Here is an 18,504-nt window from a genome sequence, read left to right on the forward strand (position 1 = left end):
TTTACACCCTCTTCTTTGTTAATTTAAGTAATACTTTGCTTAAGCTTTCTTCCGTAAGATCCTCTGCATCAGCAAAATCTGATACCGTAAAAGCAGACTCTGTTGTTGGTTTATTTATAAGTTGACGGAGATGCCTTAACATACCATCTGCTATCACTTGAATTTTTAATTTAGAAAACTGTTCCCTACTATACATCCAAATAAAATGTAACTTTTCATCTTTCACCATTCCGATAACTTCAATTAGATGAGATGGTTTGGAATCTGGAGCATGATCTAAAAATGTAAATCCTGTCTCTTGCATAAACAAAGAGTCCCTTGAAAACACCTGATCAAATTGGCCCAAATAGTTAAAGCTTATTGAAGGCTTTTGCTGATAAAACGGAAGTAATCCTTTATTCAAGTAACGTAAAATACCATAGTCAACTCCGCGATTTGGAATTCGACGTAATTGTTCTTTGACAGCCTTTAACCCTTCAATAGGTGTTTGAGTTCCTTGAAAATTGAGATGAACGGGATAAATACTCGTGAACCAGCCCACTGTCCTTGATGAATCAATACCTTCAATCATCTCTTCTCTTCCGTGTCCTTCTAGATGAATAGAAACGGTTTGCTGATTTGTACAATCGACGATAGCTTGTCCTAATGCCGTTAATAGTACCTCATCAATCCTTGTCTTATGAGTGACTAGAACTTCGTGTAACAATGTTTGTGTTTCTTCTATTCCTAAAGTCCTCGTCACTTGATCAATCGATTCTTCTGTCGTTTCTTGTATTGGATAGTCCATTGGAATTTTCATCGTTTCTTTTTCTACTTGTTCATTCCAATAATTTTGTACTTCTTTTGAAATACCCGAATCACTGTATGTCTGGAGTCGTTCAGACCACTCTTTAAAAGATGTACTTTTCGCAGGTAAGCGAACTTCTTGACCTTGTTTCATCTGGTTATATACCACCTGTAAATCTTCCAATAGAATCCTCCATGACACTCCATCTACTACTAAATGATGAATCACCCAGAATATTCGATCATTTCTAGTCAAGTTATCTTCAAAGTACACTACTCTCATTAACGGACCATTAACTAAATTGAAACTAGCTTGATTAATGTTCATCTCTTCTTGTATTATTTTATTCCACTCTTTTTCATTAACTTGATTACGTTTTACAACATGGAGTACTGACAGCTCATCAGTCCCTTCATTTCTCTGCCTCCACGTTCCGTTTGGTAACTGTTCGTACCGGAAACGTAAAGCATCATGATGTTTCAGTAAATTTAATATCGCTCCCTCTAGTAATTTCACATTCAATCTTTCTTTTACTCTTAAAAGCATTGATTGATTCCAATGCTCTGTATGTGGATGTTCTTGCTCGAAGAACCAGCACTGAATTGGAGTAAGAGGCACATCACCTATCACAATTCCCTGCTCCGCTTGTACTCCCTGCGTTTCTATAGCCACTTGTGCCAGCTCAGCGATAGTTGGGCATTCAAACATTTGCTTTGGAGTAAGTTTTAACCCCACTTGACTTGCTTGAGATATGATTTGAATACTGAGAATCGAGTCGCCACCAATTTCAAAGAAATTATCATAGATTCCCACCTTTTTAACACCTAATACTCTCTTCCAAATGGTAGTTAGTATCTGTTCGTTACTATTCCGAGGGCCAACACATTCACTATTAATCTGCGTTTCCTCCGGCATAGGTAAGGCCTCACGATCAACTTTACCGTTAGCTGTAAGTGGAATAGCTTCCATCGCCACAAATCCCGAAGGAACCATATAACTTGGTAGTTTCGCTTTAAGATACTCTCTCCACGCATCTACATTTCCATCTCCATCTCCTACAACATATGCTACTAATCGTTTATCGCCTGGCTGATCTTCTCTTACAATTACAACTGCCTCTTTTACATATGCATATGTATGTAAAGTAGACTCAATTTCCCCAATCTCAATTCGGAAACCACGTATTTTAACCTGATGATCAATTCTTCCACGATAATCTAGATTCCCATCTGGCAAATACCTCGCTAAGTCTCCTGTCCGGTATAATCTTGCTTTCAGATCACTACTAAATGGATGAGATATAAAACGCTCTGCTGTTAATTCAGGTCTATTTAAATACCCACGTGCAAGCCCTGCCCCGCCAATATAAAGTTCACCATCGACACCTATAGGAACAGGTTGTTGATAAGCGTCTAATATATACACTTCTAAATCGGGAATCCGCTTTCCAATATTACTTCTTGAAGCATGCTGCACATCATCTAAAGTAATTGGATAATATGTAACATGAACTGTAGTTTCTGTAATTCCATACATATTAATTAACTGTGGTTTTTTCTCCCCATACCTTTGAAACCACGGTAACAAGCTAGTAGGTTCTAACGCTTCTCCGCCAAATATGACATAACGCAGCTGCAAATTTTTATTCTTATCTTCTTGTTCACACACTTGTATTAATTGTCGAAATGCGGAAGGTGTCTGATTTAGAACTGTGACTTCTTCCTCCACCAATAATTGATAAAAATCCTTAGGTGATCGACTAATCCAGTACGGAACAACAACTAATTTTCCACCATATAATAACGCTCCCCAAATTTCCCATACTGAGAAATCAAATGCATACGAATGAAAAAGCGTCCAAGTATCTTTTTCATTAAACTGATACCAACAATCCGTCGATTTAAATAACCGAATGACATTGTGATGTTCTATCATAACGCCCTTTGGATTTCCCGTTGATCCCGAAGTATAGATTACATATGCCAGATTTTTGGGACCGACACTAGAAACCGGCAAAGTCTTACTTTCTTTCCCAATCTCATCTTGATCACGATCCAGGCAAATCGACTCAACATTTTCTGGTAACCAGTTCAATTCTTTTAAACTTTCTTGCGTTACGAATAACTGAATGCTAGCATCTTCTAAAATATATTGAAGTCGTTGCTCTGGATATGTTGGATCAAGTGGGACATAAGCCCCACCAGCCTTCAAAATCCCTAAAATACCTACAATCATCTCGTGGGAACGTTCAACGCACAGTCCAACTAAAGTATCAGGTCCTACTCCTTTTTTCTGCAGATAATGAGCTAACTGGTTTGCACGTCCATTAAGCTCCTTATAAGTAATTTTTTCTTTTTCATACGTAACTGCAATAGCATTTGGATAAATCATCGCTTGCCGTTCGAACATTTCATGAATAGTTACTTGAGGCGGGACATCCAGTTTAGGATTGTTGAACTCAACTAAACTTTTTCTTTTATCTTCCTCAGAAATGATTTCTATTTCAGCCACCTTCTGCTTTGGGTTTTCAAAAGTGTTTTCCATTATCGCTAACATCACGTTAAAAAACCGTTTTATCTCTTCCTTAGAAAATAGCTCCTCACGATAATCAATATGTACATGTAAAGAGTCTATATCAATTAGATTTTCAATATGCACTGCAAAATCTTGTACTTCTTCACGGTTTGGAATCCATAGTGAGTCACCACTTTCATCACGATCCCTATAATCAATCGTAGTTCCGAAAAGTCTCACATTACTGTTATTCTCTTTATTAATCTGCTTTAATAACAAATCAAATGGATATTTCTGGTGCCTTAATGATTTACTTTGTTTTCTGGACACCCTACTAATAAATGAAAGTACTTCTTCTTCTGGATCAATATCCATTCTTAAAGGAACTGTACTCACCATCATTCCAATCAATTTTCGTTCCATTTTAGTCATACGGTTTCCGTAAGCCATTCCTAAACCAATATCAAGCGATGAGGTCCACCGATACATGGACAACGAGAAAGCAGCAACAAAAAGGGTGTATAAACTAAAATTGTAATCTTCAGAAAATTCTTCTATCTTTCTCTTCAAATGCTCCGTTAATATAAACGTCTCACGTGATGCTTTGGTACTAACTTGGTACGTATTATAAGGCTTCAATCCAGTCACAGATGGCAGTGTTTTAAATTCCTCTAACCAAAATTTTTGATCTTTTTGAAAGCGACTACTATTCAAGTATGTTTGTTCATTGGTCAGAAATTGAACATATGAATTTTTAATTTCGCCTTCCTCATTCTCGTTATGCATGTCATAATAATATTTTGCAATCTGCTCAGTAAATATTTGAATTGATAAACCATCCATAATAATATGATGAACATTTCCAAAGACTGCACATTCATTATCGTTTAATTTTATTAAAGCGAAATAGTATAAATTTGAATTAAATAATGTAAACGTTTCTTTTGTTTTCTGCTCAATCCATTCCTCAAGCAAATTTGTATTCTCCACATTACTGAAATCAAAAAACTCAAATTCTTGTTCTTCATGTTTAGTAAAATATTGTTTCGGTTCCTGATGCCCATTTTCTTTTAACCTAATGCACAGACCGTCATTTTCACTGATAACGCGATTCACAACTTGGTTTAAATTTGAATAGTTCATTTTTCGATGAAGTTTAAATAAAAATCTTAAATTACATATTCCTTTATCAGAATGAACAACTTCTGTATACCATATTCTTCGCTGCGGGTGGCTTAATGGATAACATTCCTCATTGGTCATAAAAATCTTCCCTTCAAAAATTATTTGCTCTTATTGGCTCGTGTTTATGTTTAGCCCATAAATATTTCTGCAGTGAAACTCCAATTACTCCAATAATAACAAGCCCAATCCCTCCATAAACATAGAGTTGAGTTACTCCAAATAAATGCACTAATGGGCCACTCATAGCAGGGGAAATAATTAAAACTGCGTTTGTTAAACTGCTTTGTATACCAAATACTCTTCCTACTTGATCTTGATCGGATTCTATTTGTAATATGACTTGATTAGATACAAGCATCAGCCCACTTCCAATACCAGCGATAAAACTAATTAAATAGGCTAAAACGAAGACCGTACCGGGCGTTATCAAACCAATCCCCCCAAAACCAATTCCCATTAAAACCATACCTCCACATACTACCCAGCCATATTGAAATTGTTTTAATTTCTGAGTTAGTAATGCACCAAGTATTCCGCCAAGACCAATAATAGAAATGATATATCCCATTTTACTTTTATCATGTGGGAATAAGCTCTTAAATAAAGTTGGGAATTGTGAGTCTACTAATTGTAATACTGCCATGGCTATTGTAACGAAAATCATGGTTGATAATATTATCCGATTAGATAACACATAACCCCACCCTTGTACCCAAGCGGTCCAAGTACTTTGTTTTTGCTTTTCAACAAATTCTTTCGATATAGTTTCTTTAAATTTTATTGTGGGTATGAGAACTAAGGTAGCTAATAAACAACTTATAGCTCTTATAATGAGGCAGAACTCTGGTTGAAACCAACTCAGCAACATGCCCCCTATAAGTGGGCCTACTATCTTTGTACCCTGCTCTACTATTCCGTTGATACTTACTGCTTTAGTAAGCAAGTCCGGGGATACAATCTGTCTTGTTAGTGTTTGCTGTGCAGGATAATAGAAAACAATAAAAATGGAACGAATCATTAATGCCACTAAGAGCCAGTGGATATCTTGTACAAATAAAAGAGCAATTGTTATTAGACCAACCATTAGATTACAGAACATCATAATTGGAATTTTTCTAAAACGATCTGCAATAACACCTGCCCATGAGCCAAAAATAATTCCAGGAAGTGCATATGCAACAGGAATCAATCCAATCATAGTAGGATCTACTTCCCATTCAAACCCAACTATAGTCATAATCGCTAACATATCAATAAAAACACCAAGCATAAGCAATGAATAGGCAGAGAAAACTTGTAAATAAACCCTATTTCCTAATAGGCCTTTTGAATCAGTAGTTTTCATAAAAGCAAGCTCCTTAGGTTACTAATATAAACGCTTTTGCGTATAAGGTACCTCTTTATTAAACTTAATTAATCATTATTGACATCTCACCTAGAATTTAACTTCGTCAAAACTCAAACCACTCTTGTTTTTCATATATTTAAAATAGTCAGACAAACGAAAGCGTACCTATTTCTTCATTTTTATATCAACTGTTACAAAATATATCTTTACCTTACACTAATAACAGCTAAACGTTTCCTTAATATAACCCTTTACAGTCGTTTGCACATTCAATTCACATCCTTTTTAAAGTTGGCTTTTTTCTATCTCAAATACTATCACACAAATATTTCACCTACTATATTCATAAAGTTGAAATATTTGAATCAGAAAATTCGGATAAAAAACTAAATCCACAAATCATACCAAACAATTATTTAGTTATATTGTCATTTTATAGATAGCTTTAGCCATAAGGATATCAAGAATTAAGTTTTTTAATTTTATTAACATAATAGTTTATAGAGACTATAAATCCTACTAAACAAAAAAATAAATATACAATAAAGTATATTTATTTTTTCTTATCCTACATATTTTCTATGCAAATTAATTCCAATAACTAAAGTTGATAATAAAAATATAATATTACCAATCACTAATGTACTCATAACAAGAATTGAATAATATAGTATTAATACTTCTGCACCTACTACCTATTTTATTTATTGGATATTTATACTTCAAAAAAATTACACATCATTCACCATTAGGATACATACCCAAAATATCATTTGAACATGTTATTATATTTTAAGATAATATAAAATCAGTTTTTCTATAAGAGAACTTAATTTTTATGTAGTACGAAACTGTTAGTAATACAGTATATACTAATTTAGTTATAAAAACATTTAAAGACCACCTACTTCCATAAGTGATCTTTCTTTGTGATTCTGTATTTGTGCACTACTGTAGAAATATATCGTAGAAACGCTTTGTTTGCTAAATGTTTAGTTCTTTCCATTTACTAAAAAACATAGCTTCATACACTTAATATCATATTCGTTACATTGCAAACTATTATTTTGTCTTCTGTACAGGCAAACTACTAAAAATTAATTCAGCAACTTTTACATATCCTTTTGAGTTTGGATGAATTAAATCCTTAGACCAAAGCGTATTGTCATTAACTAAATGATGATTCCAAAAATCAACATGATGAAGCTTATACTCTCTGCTCAGTGAATGTATAACTTCATTTGCCTCTAATAATTGTTCTTTTATTACTTGTTTTTTTTCAGAAGCAAAAGGAAGCCTAACTGTAAAATCTGGAAGGTTTGCTATAATAATATCAGCCCCTGCTTTACTTAATGTATCTATCATAAATTCCATATCGTTCTTATATGCATCATGATTCCAACGTCCTTTTAAAACATCGTTTGCCCCTGCAATGAGACTAACCAAATCTGGATTAAAAGTTAGCGCCTTTTCCAATTGCTGCAATCGAATTTCTTTAGTTACTAACCCACGCTTTGCAAAATTGGCATATTCTATATCATTTTCACACAGTTGAACAAAATGATCTACCCAGCTTTTTAATGCAATTCCCTCAACTTCATCCCCTATCCCCTCTGTAAAACTATCGCCAATTGCTACAAATCGCTTCCACATATGTATTCCCCCTTTATTGTTAACCATATCTATACTATACAATAGCTCACACCGTAATTGTTATTTCTAAGTGGTTTTCGATTTCAATTATATTCCACTTTACTATATTTACATTTAGAATCTAAAATTGACCGATTCCTAAGTATACTTAGGAATCGGTCATATTCATATATTTACTAAAGAAATAAAATCTATCTAGAAATTATACTTTTTTCAAAAAAATTGTTGTTCTTTGTTTTGCCCAGTTGATTTCTTTTCGATTAAATGATACGAAACTATAGAAAAAAGTATTGTCATTGCAATGCACAAAGTGAGAAGAAAAAATTACACCCTGACATTCCAAGCTATCCACATAAGAATCTATAGTGCTTTGAAACCTTTTGTTTCAAACTAATATTTAGTTGTATCCTATAAAATTAGCTTTTTACTATATCAATCGCACTATCCCACATACCACTAAAAAAAGATCCTGTTTTACGTATAAAACGTGTAAGCCAATTTGCTTGTTCCACATCAGATTTTGTTACAAGGTCTATTTGTAATGATTTACCTGATAAGAAACCAGAATCTGTATTATCTTTAGGAGAGATAATCATTTTACTAATAGTTACTCCCTCTTTAATAGGCGCTTCTTGTTCCGTATTCGATACTTTAAATTCTTTTTTATAAATGTCTTTATTGCCCTTCGGCATTGGAAGTGAAACAGCTTGCTTCGTTTGAACTACTACATCTTTGTCTTTTGCATTTGCCACTCGAACTGTTTCATGTCCTTTTATTACTGAATCTTTTCCGTAGACATTCTTCACTTCAAAATTCGCAAATCCATAATCGTATAATTTCTTTGTTTCATCAAAACGTGCCGTATGAGATTTTGCTTTTATCAATACAGAAATTAGGCGCATACCATTTCTTTCTACTGTACCAGTGAAACAATCTCCCGCTTCTGGAGTCGTTCCTGTTTTCAAACCATCTACACCTTCATATTGCTTAATTAAACCTTTTAACATCCAATTAAAGTTCGCCATATCAATTGGATATTTACCACCCTCTTGGAATGTTTTTTTAGGAATTTTTGCTGTATTTAATATTTTGGGGAAATCTTGAATAAGACGTTGTGCTAAAATTGCACAATCCCTTGCAGACATTTTATTTTTCTCGTCTAGAGTTGTCCCTTCTAGATGATATCCTTTTAAATCTTGATTTGTTAAGCCGGTAGAGTTTACAAACTTATAATCTTTCATACCAAACTCTTTTGACTTATCGTTCATCATTTTTACAAAATTGACCTCTTTACCAGCAATCTGTTCAACTAAAGCAATTGTTGCACCATTTGCAGAGTAAATTGCCATTGCCTCATATAACTCTTTTACCGTATAAGAGCCACCATTTTCTAATGGAACATTTGATAGTGAACGATCTTGCGAAATCTTATGTGCATATTCAGAGATTTTAACTTTTTGATCCCATTTAAGTTTTCCTTTATCCACCGCTTCATGAACTAAGTATTCGCTCATCATTTTTGTCATACTAGCAATTGCCAATGATTCATCTGCATTTTTTTCATATAAAATTTTTCCGGAATTTGCTTCTATTAAAATTGCTGATCCTGCTTCAACGTCTATAGCAGGAACTGTTTCCGCTGCTGCTCTTCCAATTGTAACGACCATGCTACAAAATATTGTAAGCACTGTTACTATTGCAATAACTCTCTTGCAAAACATACCTTTCACTTCTGTTACCTCCAATTTCTTTGTACTCAAAAAAAGCGTTATTTTAACATAATCCCGCAAAAAATAGACAGTGTTCTCAAATTATATATACATATAAAACGTTAGAATCGCTTTCATATAGACCATCTCATCCGACACTTTTATGTGCGCTAATACTTTGTATTCCCACACATATCCTTATTTTTAATCCCCTTATATTTTTCAAAATGATTCACACTTTCATATTTTTTAGGATTACAGTTAATAGACAATCTAAATAATACATTTGTTCCACATTTACAAAAAATAAAAAACTACACCCTATACTGGATGTAGTTTTTCTAACTGATTTATTTATTTTTCACTTCATTTTTATAAAAAGTAAATAATGGTTCGATGGATGGACTAGATAACAGCGGAATTGCCTTCTCAATCAATTTCCTATCCCAATCAAACCAACGCATTTCCATTAACATGTTTATTTCTGTATCAGTGAATCGTTTCTTTATTTCCTTAGCAGGATTTCCACCAACTATTGTATACGGCGGAACATCTTTACTTACGACAGATCCTGCAGCAACAATTGCACCTTCACCAATAGTAACGCCAGGCATTATTATAGCATTCATTCCAATCCAAGCATCACTTTTAATGACTGTATCTCCCCTAGGTTCATATGATTGTTTAATTTGCTCAGCGAATGGATATACTGTAATCCATTCTGAGTGATGATTATGATTACCCCCCATTAAAATGACTACCCCACTTGCAATGCAAACATAATTCCCAATAATGAGTTTATCAAGATGCCATCCCATCTGTTCAATTGGATTGAAAAGTGCTTGAGACTTAGCATCCCCCCACAAATACCTTACACAGCCATCTTCAAAATTTTGATGACTATAATAGCCTGAATAATAGGAGTACTCTCCCACTTCAATGAGTGGATTTGTTACTATATCTTTTATATACTGTGTTTCTGACCAATGATTAAATAATGGATACTTCATAACTTTATTCCTCGCTTCTAAGTATTATATATTTTGCTATTTACTTAGAAGCTTACTACGACAGCTACATTTTTTAGCTTTCTCAAACGACGAATCATTATCTTCAAGCCTTTCTTTTATACTAAAAAAAGCATAACGCATTACATTACACTAGTCAAATTGTGTAATTTTGAACACATCTTAAACAGCGTAATACTGCAATAAGAACATGAAAACACTCTAACTTTGATCCAAATAATATTTTGATTACATTTAGTTCATATTTTGTAAAAAAATTTTAATTGCCATGACAAAGCAAACAATAACCACTATTGGTCGTATTAATGACGTCCCTTTTGTAAGCACCATCTTCGCTCCAATATATGATCCTATAATTTGACCAAGCATCATAATCAACCCAATTGTCCAATCGATTTGGCCAAAAATAATAAAATATAACAAAGCGGCGAAATTACTTGTAAAATTCAAGATTTTAGCATTTGCAGTTGCTCTTGTAGCACTATATCCACATAAAAGAATGAATGCTAAAGCAATTAAACTACCTGTTCCTGGGCCGAAGAAGCCATCATAAAATCCAAGGAATGGAGCCACTGTTAACGCAAACAACAACATACTTATTTTTCTCGGTCGATCTTCGTTTGCTATATTTGGAGATAATAGAAAATAAAGACCAATAATAATAAGTAAAAAAGGTAATATCATGATTAGATATTCTGCCCGTATCTGTAAAACAAGCCATCCACCGAAAACGGATCCCAAAAAGGTCATTAAGATGGACAAACGCATATCTTTGAGATTAATTTCTTTCTTCTTAATAAAAATCATTGTTGCCATGAGGGTTCCGCTACTCCCTTGTAGTTTATTAGTTGCTATCGCTACAGAAGGAGACATACCTACTAATAACATTATCGGGATAGTTATCATACCACCGCCCCCAGCAATTGTATCTATCCATCCTGCTAATACAGCTACTAAAAATAGTAGTATGAGTAATTCAATAGTAAAATCCATACAAAGAATAGGGGCAGGCTTGAGCTATTATAACCCAAACCTCCCCATCGCCCCTCCTCTCTTTAAACTAGTTAATGATATCTGTAAAGTAACTTTCTTTCTGATCACGTAATCGGCTGGAAACGTACTGCCTGCAAACAATTCTTCTTCCGTACTTATTATCTCCAATCGGGATTTTATATTCTTCCTCAGATAACCTTTCCCTACCATGAGTTACATTTGTTTGTTTACCATAGTATGAATTTGGGATAATTAATAAATCTTCAGATGTAAGTGGAACCTTATAAGTAGGCGTTGTTCGTAAGAGTTCTAAAAACATGTCAAATTTCAATTTTTCTTCTTCACTTTCTCCCACATAAATCAATCTATTTTCTGCTCCATTCAAACAAGTTGCAATAATATCACCATTGTCATCCAAAAATATAATTTGGTTTATTTCCCCTACAAATCCAGATATTTCACCATCCGCCATTCCTGCGATATGAGCAATAGGCATTTTACTTATCGCCAATATATCATCTTTACTGAAGTGATTTTCTTCAAGATGCTTTTGAAGTAATTTTGGCGTTCCAATATGAGTTTGAGTTTTTAAATTTAACACTCCTTTTAATAAAAGAGCATCAACTCTAGTAAATTTTCCACAAGTAATTTCAGACACTATTCGTTCCACGGATTTATTAAGTCTATTTGATACAATTTCTAAATTTGTATTGAATGTATTCAATCTCGCTTCAATATCTGACTGGTCTTTCATATCTGTATACACTGTGGCATCGTTATGTTGATAAAAGTTCCCGCCACCGGTGCTTGCACCGACATTTCGCAAAACTTCATCGTTATTTAAAGGCGAAATAAGATGAAATCTATTTTTCCCTGCATGTTCGGATGGGTGAATTAAAGCATCATAATTAAAAAGTGTGGCAAAAAGCCATGTGACCCATTCTGCATAAAAATATTTTTTCATTCTATCGTGTTCGTCTTCACCATAATTAAAACCTCTGCGATTTTCCCCAGGTAATAGTGTTTCTATAGGATCACATGGAGTATTTTTAATAAGGATAGGCGGTACGTTCCCACCACAATTCGCTATTTTTATCATATGTAGTAGGTTTTTCATATCTGAATTCGGATTTTTCTTTGAATAGTCAATCAAACAATTAAGCCACTCTTTTGAAAAATATGCTGCTATTTCTTGATCACAAGTATAAGGATTATGAGTTTTTAATTCATTTTCTATCAGATTCTTCATTTTATCCTTCAATAGATTCGGAATAGTAATTTCTTCAATTTCTGTAATCTGCAGTATTCCTTTATTCATTATAAAACCTCCGTTGTTTTATTTTTTACACCCTATCTTCATTAAACAAACTATCCACTTCTTTTTTACTCCTTTACTTTTCGTCAGAGCTATTAGAATTACCGATTTACAAATAAAAAACATGGAGTATAAGAGATTTCTTCTTAGCTACATTTCCCCCACGAACCTCTATTGAATTGACAAATTTAATTTGAAAATCTGATTCATTTTCATACTTTACTTTCAAACTATGTTTATATGATTTTCAATTCAAGTAAGAGTATTTCATTTTCTAAAGTTTTCCTGAGTTTAAAATCAGAATTTTCAAGATAAATATATTGACACTAAAAATATAACACGAAACCAAAAAATGTAAATAAATAGTTTTTTTATAAAAAATAGTCAGACTATTTATAAGGTAATTCGTATTTCATTGAACCAACTACGGCCTCTCAATTTTATTGATAACAATAAAAAGGTCCCCTAAATGGTGATAGAGGACCTTTTTCCAAGTATATTCTATTTTAAATTTCTTACTTACCTTTTATTTTAAAAGATATTGCTGTAACTTCTTTATTAACAGTTCCATCCCGCTTGGACTTACAATAATCTTCCCATTCGCTAACGAAATATTGCTGTCTGAAATATCCCCTGTAAGTGCACAAGCTCTTGGAGATTGATATTTTCGTAAAATAATCTGATCCTCTTCTATAAACATTTCAAGAGAATCTTTTTCTACAATTCCTAAACTCCGTCTTATTTCCATTGGAATAACAATACGCCCCATGCTATCTGCTTTACGAGTAATCCCTCTTGTTTTCATAAAATGCCACCCTTTATTTTTATCTAATATTACGGTACTTATTTTAGCAATAAACAACAATTAGGAATAGTTCGTATTACAGCACTTTTTTTAGGAATAAATACCAATTAGGAATAACTTATGTTAGAATTATTTCTTGTTTATTCTTGATTTTTAATATATTTATCCTTGATAATTTTTATATATTGTTTTCTTTCTGTTAATTCAAATATAAATAATGCCTTTTTTATGTATGTTAAACCAACTTCATTAGAGTGCTGAACTTTTAATAAAATTGCACCTTTTTCAAAGAATAATTCACCTAATAAGTATAAAGTATTCATATTTATGGCTAATTTTATGCCTATTTCACTATACTTTATTGCTTCTTCATATTGATTTGCAAGGTGTAAACATTTTGTTAACGTATGAATGAGTCTTAATTTGATTTCTTTTTCTCTAGGAAATTCTATCTTATTAAAATTAATTAAACTTTGTTTTAATATATTTATACTTTTCTCATACTCTTTATTTTCTGCATGTATTATAGCAATTGAATTCATTATGCTTATTTCTTTTTCTGATAAAAAGTTACTACTACTTAAGGTTTGTTTTAGTGCTCTATTTAAAATGTCAAAAGCATTAATTGTTGCTCCATTTACATAATATATAGCAATCGCTTCATGCCATAATAGAAATTGTTTATCTTCTTTTGATTGGAAATTATTTTCGTTTTTCTCTTTTTTCACTATTTCGTAAAGCTCATTATATTGTTTTTGTTTCACACAATCTCTCATTACATATTTTACATTTTCAATATATTTTATTTTTTTGTTTTTGGTTAGTGCAAATATATAATTTGGATCAATACCAAGTCTTTCAGATAATTGATACAACAATATGCTAGATGGATAAATAATACCTTTTTCTATCTTACTAATTTGACTTTGTGAACATATTCCATGGCATAATTCAGATTGTGACATGTTTTTTTTCTTTCTAAGTTCTTTAATAATAATACCAAGATTGTAGAATTCCATCTTTCCTCCCTCAAATGTAACACTTTATGAGTATAAGAATATTTTCCAACTTTTAATGTAATGTAAAATTAATATAGTTACAATTACTAATTATATGGATTTATAGTTTCTTTTACAAACTTGTATCACAATACGAGAAATTATTAAAATATGGTTCACTAATAATCAATGGGAGTTTTATTCATGCCCACTGATTATTAGTCCACTCCAGGCAGGCATTTACAGAGAGTCCGACTTCTTTGCCACAGCTAAATTTTGAGGTGGGTATCTTACTGTCCGCAAATAGCGAAATTAAAAGAACTAAATATGATTTTCCACCTTTATTTCTTTTAATAGTTTCTTTTGATTTTTATATAAATCATTTCGAAGGAGCGTATTTTATGAAAAGAATGTTGACCGAAAGAGAGTTAGAAGTGGCTATTTATGTAGCAAAAGGATTTACAGATGTAGAAATTTCAAAAAAAATATATGTTACCCCTCGAAGAATTTCAACGATAATTAATCATATTAAAGAAAAATGGCATATTAATTCTAGAGTAGAATTAGGTATTTTAGTTTATCATTATGGTTTTATAGATGCACCCTTATTTTCAAATAAAGAAAATCATTTATTCGAAAAGGTTGCACAATAATTGACCAAGTATAATGTGGTTCATTTACAAATAAAAACAGAAAAGTCGCTGAACTTTTATTATTTAAGGTAATTCTGTATTCTGAAGGTAATGGGCATGTATGGCTTGCTAAAAGAAAAAATATAGATTGTATTTAGATATTTTAGTAAGACTAATTGTACCAGGAACTTTTAAAAGGTAAAAACATACCTTTAGACAATGTTTCTTCCGTAACAGCAAGTATAGCTTTTAATGTAGAAAATCCATCCATTTTGATTAAGCTTTTTCAAAAAGGGTGGGTTTCTTCAGTTTATAAGTTAAGTATACCTTTCCTATAAACTGAAACTTTAATCATTCGAGCTGCCCGTTAATGCAGGGTAAAAAATAAAATAGGTAAAAATGCCATCGCATCTTTACCTATCCTATAGATAAACAGGTTCTCATAAGAAATAGAAAACTTCCCTAAACACTATAAATATATTATTTTAAATTAATTGGTTGTTGTTGAGTAATACAATGGATCATACCACCATTTTTATAAAGCTCTCTTACATCAACCCCCACCACTTTACGATCAGGATAAAGTTTTTGAATCGTCTCATTTGCTATTTTATCATTAGGGTCATTATAGTTAGGTACTAAGATAACTTGATTCGCTATATAATAATTAATATATGAACCTTTATAATCAAGTTGCTTTCCGTTTTCTAATGTAACATTATTCTTGCTTAGCGGCAGATATACATACTTGTACTTATTACCCTCAGCATCTTTTGCCTGCAACAACTTGTTAATATCTTTATCAGACGTTCCCCATTCAGCTAAATCTTTTTTGTTTAATGTTATAATAGTAGATTTATCGTGGAATTTTGCAAATCCATCAATATGAAAATCAGTAATATCTAAGTTAGGTACTCCATCTAACCAAATAAAATTTGTTACCTCAAGGTCACTAATATATTTTTCAATATATTTTTCTGACAATTTTGCATTTCTATTTTTATTCGTTACAGCACTTCTAGTTAGTAAAGCAGTTCCATTACCATCTAATTCAAATGCGCCACCTTCAAGAACAAATTTATTCCAATCAATTCTTTCAATTCCTAACTGTTTACTAAGATTCTCACGAAGACGAGCATCTTTCTTATATGGTGTTTTCTTTCCCCATCCGTTAAATCCTGGGTCTAATATCTTTAGATTTTTGTCATTATCATAAACAAAAATTGGTCCAGTATCTCTCGCCCATACATCGTCAGTAGGTGCGATAAAGAAATCAATTTTTCCCATATTTACCCCGTGATCTATTAAAACCTCAGTAATTCTTTCTTTTTCTTCTTGATCATATGCAACAATATGAACTTTTTCGCCTTTGCTTAAAGCATTTGTCATTTGAATCCAAATTGGCTCTACTTCTTGCTGATATTTTTGCCCATATGTAAATTCATGAGGCCATTGTAGCCATGTTCCTTCATGTTTGCTTTTTTCATCTGGCATTGTATACTTTCCTACTTGTTTTCGTACCTCTACTTTCTTCATATCTTTTCTTTGCGTTTTTTCAATTTCCTTCGCCTGAACTTTCTCAATCCCTTTCCCTAGAGCATAACCACTGAAAATAGATGTGGTTAGTATAGCACTCATACACAAATTCGTTATTTTTTTCATTTCTTAACCTCCTTTTCTGTCTTACTGTAAACCTTTACATAGTGTGAAGGTCAAGCTTTTCCGTTTGAATTATTTAAATATTTTAAATGTGAAGTGCAATTTGAATCGAACTCTATACAAAATAAGTAAGAATCAACTATTCCTACTATAATCATCATTTTTTCATAATATCTTACACTCTTTTTTTGTTATCCTTTTTATACCATGTACTGTATTATTTTCGAAAATAATACAGTACATGAAATTTCATATTAAATACATATATATATTTATTCAGTTTATATTTAACTATTCAAAAGCAGTTACAATTCTCTCTTTCATTTTCTGTATTACTTCACTGCTCAATACTTTTTGACCAGCAGGAAGTTTTAATATGGCAGCGGCACCTTTACTAAGGTATATTTCTTGATCATTATTTTGATTTACTACCAATATTCCTTGCCCTTCAAATTCGAAATAAATAATATCTTTTGTTTCATTTGTATTATTTTTTATTGATTTATATAATCCATATAAATCTTTACTTCTATTTTCTCCGCCCGTTCGAATCGGCTCAGTATCATTCGCAACAATCAATCCTTCTGGCTGCTCATCCTTCATAATAAACCATAGCTTTTCATTTGTTGGTAATAGTAAATACTTAAATTCAGAGCTATTTAAAATTTGCTGTGCTGGAATTGTTTCATAGATTGGTAACGAAAATGGAGATGTTGTTATTTTTTCAAAACTTAAATTTTCTGAAGAACCTCCCTTACTATATTGATAATCTTTTAATGCAATCGATTGTACTGGTTCACTTTTATTTTTTGATGCATAACTAATTTTACTAGCAAAAATAATAACAGTCATTAAGCACATGCACGGTATCACAAGCTTAAGTAGTTTTCCCATTTATGAACCCCCGCTTTTAATATTATTAGTTTGCATGGATATTATAAACAGTTTCACTCCACCAAAAATTATTATTGTTATGGAACGTACTGAAATTATGATTATAATGATCACCATACCAAGGGTCCATGTATGTTATATAATCTGTTCCATTTGTCCCTTTATAAAACCCATCAAGTACTAGAAAGTGTCCGATGTTAGCTCCATTTTGCCACATAATGAGTGCAATCATCGGCTGATTACTATTAATTTGACTTTTGAACCAATCATAAGATTTTGCTCCAGAACTTATAGCTGAGCTAACACCATATCCCGATAATCCATATTGTATTTCACGTGAAGTTGCAGGATTATTATATGATCCACCCTTAACATACCTAACGTACTGATCTTGTGATGGAGTTTTCCCAAAATAATTTAAAACTGAAACCGAAGTGCCTGCCCAACACCAATTTGACCTTTCTTGTAATATGTTAGGTACAGATAATTTACGATCTATTGATGTATTTGGAGGATTTCCATTAATATACGCTGACGTTACATATACTTTTTTTCCATCTTTAAAATAATAAAACCAACGATTATCTAAATTTCCTGTCCAGTAATCTTTAACCGCTTCACCATACTCCCATCCTTTAAAAGATACTTTTGTATTTCCGGGAATCACATCTACAATATTTGCATTTAAACTTTTTGCCTCTCTAACATTTACATTCAATGGAGCTGTTGTTCCTGAAAATTCAACTTCTTCTGCTATTATTTTCTGAACACCAATAAAACTAAATGTGAAGAACAATAAAAACATACAAACAATAAAATGCTTTCTTTCCTTCATTTCTCCACCCCTTCATCAGTACTAAAAAACATCAACAATTCATCCTTATTAATTGTTCAAGCTTAATATTACATACTAACGAAAAATGACTTCTCATAAAGTAAAACTTTAATCAGTAGTGGTTTTATTCATCCCCCACTGATTATTAG

13 protein-coding genes and 1 pseudogene are annotated in these 18,504 nt (G+C 32.2%); 1 reads left to right on the plus strand and 13 read right to left on the minus strand.

Annotated elements, in window-relative coordinates:
* Window position 1 precedes the first annotated feature (1 nt).
* From HMAS_RS12190 to HMAS_RS12235, 10 genes and pseudogenes are all read right to left on the minus strand, one after another.
* Window positions 2–4,564 carry a non-ribosomal peptide synthetase gene (locus HMAS_RS12190; protein ID WP_116344855.1) on the minus strand — a complete coding sequence of 1,521 codons (4,563 nt, stop codon included), beginning with the start codon at window positions 4,562–4,564 and terminating at the stop codon, window positions 2–4.
* Between the two features lie 13 nt (window positions 4,565–4,577).
* Window positions 4,578–5,831 carry an MFS transporter gene (locus HMAS_RS12195; RefSeq protein ID WP_000858613.1) on the minus strand — a complete coding sequence of 418 codons (1,254 nt, stop codon included), beginning with the start codon at window positions 5,829–5,831 and terminating at the stop codon, window positions 4,578–4,580.
* A 1,065-nt stretch (window positions 5,832–6,896) separates the two neighbouring features.
* The gene (locus tag HMAS_RS12200) at window positions 6,897–7,487 is read right to left on the minus strand and encodes an SGNH/GDSL hydrolase family protein (RefSeq protein WP_025709612.1); all 591 of its coding nucleotides are present in this window, start codon (window positions 7,485–7,487) and stop codon (window positions 6,897–6,899) included.
* A 202-nt stretch (window positions 7,488–7,689) separates the two neighbouring features.
* Window positions 7,690–7,811, minus strand: a pseudogene (locus HMAS_RS12205) (acyltransferase); the annotation flags it as partial.
* Window positions 7,812–7,903: 92 nt separating this feature from the next.
* Complete coding sequence (locus tag HMAS_RS12210) at window positions 7,904–9,217, minus strand: D-alanyl-D-alanine carboxypeptidase family protein (RefSeq protein ID WP_025709613.1); 1,314 nt, start codon at window positions 9,215–9,217, stop codon at window positions 7,904–7,906.
* 329 nt (window positions 9,218–9,546) lie between these two features.
* The gene (locus HMAS_RS12215; RefSeq protein ID WP_025709614.1) at window positions 9,547–10,206 is read right to left on the minus strand and encodes a CatB-related O-acetyltransferase; all 660 of its coding nucleotides are present in this window, start codon (window positions 10,204–10,206) and stop codon (window positions 9,547–9,549) included.
* Window positions 10,207–10,458: 252 nt separating this feature from the next.
* Entirely contained in the window at window positions 10,459–11,217 is a 759-nt protein-coding gene (locus HMAS_RS12220) for a TSUP family transporter (RefSeq protein WP_000347984.1), read from the minus strand.
* Between the two features lie 67 nt (window positions 11,218–11,284).
* On the minus strand, window positions 11,285–12,535 hold the full coding sequence (locus tag HMAS_RS12225; protein WP_001032364.1) for a hypothetical protein: 1,251 nt from the start codon (window positions 12,533–12,535) through the stop codon (window positions 11,285–11,287).
* Window positions 12,536–13,058: 523 nt separating this feature from the next.
* Window positions 13,059–13,337, minus strand: coding sequence for an AbrB/MazE/SpoVT family DNA-binding domain-containing protein (locus tag HMAS_RS12230; protein ID WP_000857360.1), 279 nt, complete (start codon window positions 13,335–13,337; stop codon window positions 13,059–13,061).
* Window positions 13,338–13,477: 140 nt separating this feature from the next.
* The gene (locus HMAS_RS12235; protein WP_065223714.1) at window positions 13,478–14,356 is read right to left on the minus strand and encodes a helix-turn-helix domain-containing protein; all 879 of its coding nucleotides are present in this window, start codon (window positions 14,354–14,356) and stop codon (window positions 13,478–13,480) included.
* A 380-nt stretch (window positions 14,357–14,736) separates the two neighbouring features.
* Between HMAS_RS12235 and HMAS_RS12240 the strand changes: the two genes are divergently transcribed.
* Window positions 14,737–14,988: a response regulator transcription factor gene (locus HMAS_RS12240; protein WP_000827555.1), complete on the plus strand. Its 252-nt coding sequence runs from the start codon at window positions 14,737–14,739 to the stop codon at window positions 14,986–14,988.
* Window positions 14,989–15,447: 459 nt separating this feature from the next.
* Here the strand turns inward: HMAS_RS12240 and HMAS_RS12245 are convergent, their stop codons facing one another.
* From HMAS_RS12245 to HMAS_RS12255, 3 genes are all read right to left on the minus strand, one after another.
* Window positions 15,448–16,629, minus strand: coding sequence for an agmatine deiminase family protein (locus HMAS_RS12245; protein ID WP_025709615.1), 1,182 nt, complete (start codon window positions 16,627–16,629; stop codon window positions 15,448–15,450).
* A 288-nt stretch (window positions 16,630–16,917) separates the two neighbouring features.
* Window positions 16,918–17,520, minus strand: coding sequence for a hypothetical protein (locus HMAS_RS12250; RefSeq protein WP_000517265.1), 603 nt, complete (start codon window positions 17,518–17,520; stop codon window positions 16,918–16,920).
* Between the two features lie 25 nt (window positions 17,521–17,545).
* Window positions 17,546–18,355 (minus strand): papain-like cysteine protease family protein, encoded by an 810-nt coding sequence (locus HMAS_RS12255; protein ID WP_000664543.1) that lies wholly within the window; start codon window positions 18,353–18,355, stop codon window positions 17,546–17,548.
* Window positions 18,356–18,504 lie beyond the last annotated feature (149 nt).

The sequence above is a fragment of the Bacillus sp. HMA207 genome, assembly GCF_003402455.1.
GTDB lineage: Bacteria > Bacillota > Bacilli > Bacillales > Bacillaceae_G > Bacillus_A > Bacillus_A cereus.

Bases quoted from the DNA above. Each gene is read 5' to 3' on its own strand.
- HMAS_RS12190 (WP_116344855.1), bottom strand. From the start codon at position 4,564: ATGACCAATGAGGAATGTTATCCATTAAGCCACCCGCAGCGAAGAATA.
- HMAS_RS12195 (WP_000858613.1), bottom strand. From the start codon at position 5,831: ATGAAAACTACTGATTCAAAAGGCCTATTAGGAAATAGGGTTTATTTA.
- HMAS_RS12200 (WP_025709612.1), bottom strand. From the start codon at position 7,487: ATGTGGAAGCGATTTGTAGCAATTGGCGATAGTTTTACAGAGGGGATA.
- HMAS_RS12215 (WP_025709614.1), bottom strand. From the start codon at position 10,206: ATGAAGTATCCATTATTTAATCATTGGTCAGAAACACAGTATATAAAA.
- HMAS_RS12220 (WP_000347984.1), bottom strand. From the start codon at position 11,217: ATGGATTTTACTATTGAATTACTCATACTACTATTTTTAGTAGCTGTA.
- HMAS_RS12225 (WP_001032364.1), bottom strand. From the start codon at position 12,535: ATGAATAAAGGAATACTGCAGATTACAGAAATTGAAGAAATTACTATT.
- HMAS_RS12230 (WP_000857360.1), bottom strand. From the start codon at position 13,337: ATGAAAACAAGAGGGATTACTCGTAAAGCAGATAGCATGGGGCGTATT.
- HMAS_RS12235 (WP_065223714.1), bottom strand. From the start codon at position 14,356: ATGGAATTCTACAATCTTGGTATTATTATTAAAGAACTTAGAAAGAAA.
- HMAS_RS12240 (WP_000827555.1), top strand. From the start codon at position 14,737: ATGAAAAGAATGTTGACCGAAAGAGAGTTAGAAGTGGCTATTTATGTA.
- HMAS_RS12245 (WP_025709615.1), bottom strand. From the start codon at position 16,629: ATGAAAAAAATAACGAATTTGTGTATGAGTGCTATACTAACCACATCT.
- HMAS_RS12250 (WP_000517265.1), bottom strand. From the start codon at position 17,520: ATGGGAAAACTACTTAAGCTTGTGATACCGTGCATGTGCTTAATGACT.
- HMAS_RS12255 (WP_000664543.1), bottom strand. From the start codon at position 18,355: ATGAAGGAAAGAAAGCATTTTATTGTTTGTATGTTTTTATTGTTCTTC.